Source organism: Alteromonas marina (genome assembly GCF_000808575.1).
In the GTDB taxonomy this organism is placed as follows: domain Bacteria; phylum Pseudomonadota; class Gammaproteobacteria; order Enterobacterales; family Alteromonadaceae; genus Alteromonas; species Alteromonas marina_A.
In genome coordinates this window covers 1-5690 of sequence record NZ_JWLW01000042.1, presented here as the reverse complement: position 1 = coordinate 5690, position 5690 = coordinate 1, and the positions used below count along the sequence as shown (strand labels likewise).

Sequence of the window (5690 nt, the reverse complement as noted above, 5' to 3'; positions counted from 1 at the left end):
TTGTAGTCGATAGTCGCCTTTTACAATCAATGAGCCGTTTTTAACATAAACTATGCCTCCTTGCTGGATAAAGTCGCCATCTACAACAATAGTTTCGCCTTCAAGGTCAATAGTACCGCTTTGTAAAACTAAATTAGCTTTTACGTGCAACGACAGCTGTTTTATGACGGTGTTTTTAGTCACCCCGTTCTCATCTTTATAAGAACATGCAATACCTGATGGCCTAAATATGCTTACTTCAACGGCTTGTCCATTACCGCATTCTTCTTGTTGCGACTTTAAAATAATAGTCTCGGTTGGTGCAGCATTCTGAGCCGAATCTAAAATTGCTATTTTGAACGTTATCGATTTATCTAGTAATGACACCTTAGCGTTAATTGTTTTATCAAGGTTTACCGGCCCAGCGGTAAATAGACCGTTTGCACCAAAACTAGAGCCATTATTATTGTCAGTAACTTCCCAACTATCAGGAGTTACTTCCTCACTAGTACCATTTGTATAGATAGCTAAAAAAGAAAAAGAAGCACTTTCGTTTTCAAGTACCGAAGATGGGCCAACTAACCTATATTCCGCAACTTCTAAAGGCGGATTTTGAATATGCTCAATGATATAAGGCAATACGCTTGCAATAGGGTTAAGGGTGTTGTCCTTATTCAATGATGCGTAAATCGTTTGGCCAGCTCTAGCCTCCAAATGCACGTGCCATGCGTTCCCCGCGCCGGTTGCGCCTTGAATGCCTAGCTTGTCTCCCACTTTTACCTTTTGACCAACCGTAACATCTACGCTGTGTGCGTGAAGATAGATAAAACTAATGTTTCTAGCATCATCGTAAATAACAACCCGGTTGTAAGTAGCATTTTTCTCTGCGGCAATAACTTTGCCACTGGAAAGAGAGTAAAAAGGAACTAAGTGACTACTCACATTGCCGCCGGCAACATTCTTGGTTTGCATGTCGATACCCGCGTGACCGCTATTATTGGGGTATAAATGCGGGTTATCACCCCAATTGTTGTAGTTGTAATTTACACCCAGAACAGGGTCGTCTAGCTCATTCGCTAATTTTCCGAAAAGCGTGCACGCAATCGCTTTAAGAGGTGTTAACGTTACTTCACTATCACACACTTGAAGGTTAGAAAGAGGCGTACTTGTAATTTGTAGAGGATCGCTGCCGCTGGATGCTTCAGTAGCATCGTCAAAACCATCGTTGTCACTATCATTGTTAACAGGGTTAGTATTGAGGTTGTACTCTTCAAAATTACTTAAGCCATCATAATCATCATCTTGTTGTGCATCATCACTATCTAATGGATTGAGACCGTTGTCGTATTCCCAACCGTCCGGTATACCATCACCGTCAGAATCTGCGTTGTTTTTATCTGTAAGTAGAATATCCTCTAACGCATCGCTTAACCCATCTCCATCAGAATCTAGCGTTTCGGAAATATCACTGCCTATTAGGTCGATAAATTGAATTGGGTTTGTATAGGTAAGTAATACTTCAATTTCGGGAAATGTATTACTAGTGCTTCCCCCTGTCGCAGTTAAAATAAGGGGAGCGTTCTCTACATCAAACAAGACAGGTATTTCAAAATAGTTATTCGTCGATAAAACAACACTTTGATCACCAAGCTTTACGTGGGTAGCCGACTCACCTGTGTTGTTATTTACTCTTCCTATTACTTTATACTCTGGAATGTATACAGCGGAAATACGTTGAGTATTTCTAACATTCTGAACGCGCAAAGAAATCGCTAGCTCTATATTCTGACCATAGTACTGAGTTAACACAGGAACGTTGATATCTAGATGGTCATTAACGAGTGAAGCGGTGAAATTGGTAGAGAAACCGTCGTCAAAGTAAGCCGTTACGAAAACATTCTCTATACCAATATCCAGATTACCTTTTAACACCGCGCTTGAACGTAAGTCTAATGTTAGTGTTTTTCCCGCGATTACGAATTCAAATGGCGCGATGTTTAATAAAGCTTCGCTTGCTCTTTCGGCGTCATTTAATTTATCGAAACTAAAGTTGTCGGCACTGATTGAAGTTGAGTAGCTCGAAATATTACCTAAATTGTCATTCCCCGATACAGTTACCAAATTGCCTTGAATGGGAGTTGCGCTAGGCGGGTAAAAACACACCTGTTCAAAGTTAGATGATGTTGATATTGCGCTTAAATATCCCTCTTTAGCTTCCCACCAAAAGTAAGGTGCTACCTTTTCGGCTAGGCTTTGAGAAGTATCATAGGTACTATCAACCCCTAAAAGTATCGCGTTTTTGCTTCCACATAGCTCGTCTGCATTCGATAGAGAATCAATTACTATCGTATTTATAGTAAATGGCTGGCTATCCTCGTTAAAGTTTGCCTTAAAAGGCTGCCCTAATTTTTTCTGTGGGTATGATAGAAATGCTGTGTCGAAAGAAAAGCCGCTACTATCATGAAGAGGAGCTTGAGAATAAAGAGCATTTAGGTTGCCCAAAACCACCATAGCTTCAAATATTGAGATTTTTTCATCAGGAAATAAACTGTTATTGTTTCCTTTAATAACACCTAAAGTGACTGCGGTACTAAAATAAATTTCTGACCAATCACCCTTTATACTGCTGTAATCGTCAAAAGCGGCTAAATTTGATGTGTTCGTTAGTTCTACATTGAAGCCTTCTAGCGCAACGGTTATAAATTCTTTTCGCGAGGTATGGTCAAGCGGCCTGAACAGTATATTGTCTGAAGTGAAAACAGCCCTGTCATTTCTGCCATAGTAGTTAGTCAAGCGAACTACTGATGGGTAATAATCTGCGTTGGGGTTAACATCTGGAAAACGTACGTTTTTGCCATCAATATCAACGTCAAATATGGGGGCTAAATTTACAAGTGTTCGGTCGACCAAAATAGCTACTTCGGCACGAGAAAGCGGATTATTTAAGTTATCAATAATTGCAAATTTTTCTATCAGTGGGTCATTAGCTAGCTGCTCAATTAAAACCTGCGTATTTTCAGGTAGTTCACTTGCTTGAGGCGTACTTGTTAAAAAAAGCGCAATAAGTATTGAGCATATAGAGATCTGTTTACCCAGCAATGTAATACGTAATATATAGTTCATTACTGAGCTCCTTTAAGCATATTGGCGAGTAATATAGCAGTGTCACCGCGAGTTAATGGTGAAGTATTAGATATGTTGTAAGGGCACCCAGACATAACATTTTTGCTAACGGACAAATATTCATTAGCTAGTAATTTGAAAAGAGGCTTTGCTATAAAAGAACATGGTTGCGAATAATGTATTTCGGCCATAATGCCGTAAGTAGAGGTGATACTAGTAACGCCTGCTGCGATTTCAGCTGCTTCAGAAATGGTGATAGGCTCGCTTAGCTCTTCATTGAATACTGTATTAGGAAGCTTTTTCTTTAAAATATTTAGACTATTTAAAGACCAATTCTCAGAAATGTTATCGTTACTTTGTAGATAAAAGGTGCGCTGTATTAGCGCGTAAAACTCGGCACGGGTAATATTTTTGTTGGGGTAGAAGTTCTCGTTATTAGTGTTCAAAATGCCTTTTGTCACTAATACCCCAACAGCGCTTGCGTACTCTTTTGAAGGGTGAATATCGCTAAATACTTGATTGAATTGCCTAAATATTGTGTTGTCTTTTAAATTGTAAACAATACTAATACTTGACTCGTCAATTTTGGTGAAATGTAAAGTGTCACATTGATAGGTATCGACAAAATAATTTGTATTGAACAGGACGGCACTAATTCTACTGGTTTGGTATTCGTTACAATCACTCCGTCTTTCAGTGATCACTTCTTGTAATTCTCGATAATTTATTATGCTTGGTTGCTCAATACCAAAGACCTCAAACATTGACGTTTCACTTAGAGTGCTAGGGTACAAGCTATCTCTATTTAACAATTGAAAGGGAATGTCAGTGGGTGAGTTTTGAATAGCGAATATGGTGTCTTCGATAACGGCAGCTTGGTACCTAGCTATAGCGACCGATGTTAAGTCAGACTTTCCTAGCGAGAACAACTCGTACTCATACCTTGCTGCCGAATAGCTTTCTCCCATTTCTTGTTTAGTTTTTCTTATACTATTTCCCCACGCTACGACTGGACCTACAAGAGGGGTGAATTCTGCAAGGGTAAAACCAGTTTCAGTTAATGTTTCAAAAAATTCTGAATCTTCGTTGTCTGTGAGCGGATTTATTATTCCATTTTCAACAAGTGCATAGCCCATTGTTATGAGTTTGATGTCTAGCACGGCAATTGCTAGCTTAATTTCACCAAGACCTGCATTAAGCGCAACATTAGCAGCGTTACTTATTTCGTTTTGGTCCAAACCTTCAAAATATAAGCATGCATCGTCAGAAAAACGGTCGTCACAATTTGTTTTAAAACTACTCATTTCCCCATTTAAGTCATTTAACATGCGGGCTAAATTTTGTCGGTTTTCTGAGTTGAGGCTAGCAACTCCCTCTGAAATTTTGGCGGTTAGCTCCACTATATTCATTGTTAATTTAAAAGGCTTGCTGTTTACTAAATATAAAATCGCGGTGCTACCTTTGGTGGGCTTTAACTTTTTGAAACGGGTTATTCGATGAAGCGCTTTTGCGGTAGACCAAACCTTGGCATTTGATGCTTTATAGCCCTTTACCACAGCAGATAATATTTTATTACCTTTTTTCTGAGCTACTTTAGCAGCTGCCCTCGGTGTACTTGATGCGCCAGCTGTTAAAAAATCGGCGGCAACAAGCGTGGGCATCAACACTGTGTTTGCTGTTAACGAGATAAAGGTGCTTGTTTTTATTTTCTTCCAAAATTGAATACCACAGCTAAAATCGTCAAGAACGCTTGCTGCTGCACAGTTCATTTTTTCGAGTAACTCTCGCTTTGTTGAATCTGGGTAGCGCTTTTGTATCTCCAAAAGCTCTCGATTTAATATATCTCGCGATGTAGATGAGCCAACTAAGTTGATTGAAGAGGAGCTTTTAAGCGAGTGAAAGAGTTTGTTTAGTAATTCTGTTTGCTGCCTATTGTTTTCTGTAGTTTTGTTTACCAACTCAGCCTTGAATATGTAGTTCTCTTTATCAAAAAGCTGATCGGAAAACAGAGGGGAATACTCAGATTCTGTCATGTACCATTTGATAGTATCTTTTTGTGAGCCAATAGATGAGGTGCTAATTATGAGTGACAGTATGCCTATTACAAAACGAGACATGGAGCGTATTCCCTTACGTTTGCGCACGCTACGTTTCATGCAGTGATACATATAGATATGTTACCAACTATGACGACGCAGCCCTTCAGAGTAAATTATTGTTAAAAGAGAGAAAATTTTTGCTCTCAGGGTGACCAAGAATTATACACATAAAGTTTTATGAATGTACAATTAGTTTGGTTTTTGAACATTTCGATGCCAGTTTCGTTATTACATGAAAGCATTTACGATCGAGAAAGTCGCCCAAAGCGCACGAAAAACGCGTATGAATATGAATTTATGTGCGCTACTGAATGTTAAGCCATTAAAAGTGAATAATAGGGAAGAAGGCACTATCTTCCCTATATTTCTAACGTACTTCTACAGAGGTGTTTCCGACTTTACCCCCAAACACCACCACATTAGGCACACCATCATTATCGGTATCACCAATTTGATATACGGTTGGGGCGCTATCCCAGTCGCTGCCTA

The 5690-nt window shown here is 39.3% G+C and carries 2 protein-coding genes; both read right to left on the bottom strand.

What is annotated here, in order from left to right; all coding sequences use genetic code 11:
- Window positions 1–3102: M23 family metallopeptidase (locus RJ41_RS18735; protein WP_156964783.1), on the bottom strand; the 3102-nt coding region annotated here is incomplete at its 3' end.
- A complete protein-coding gene (locus tag RJ41_RS14505; RefSeq protein WP_039222284.1) occupies window positions 3102–5219 on the bottom strand; it encodes an S-layer homology domain-containing protein in 2118 nt (705 codons plus the stop codon). The genes RJ41_RS14505 and RJ41_RS18735, both read right to left, overlap by 1 nt.
- Window positions 5220–5690: the final 471 nt, after the last annotated feature.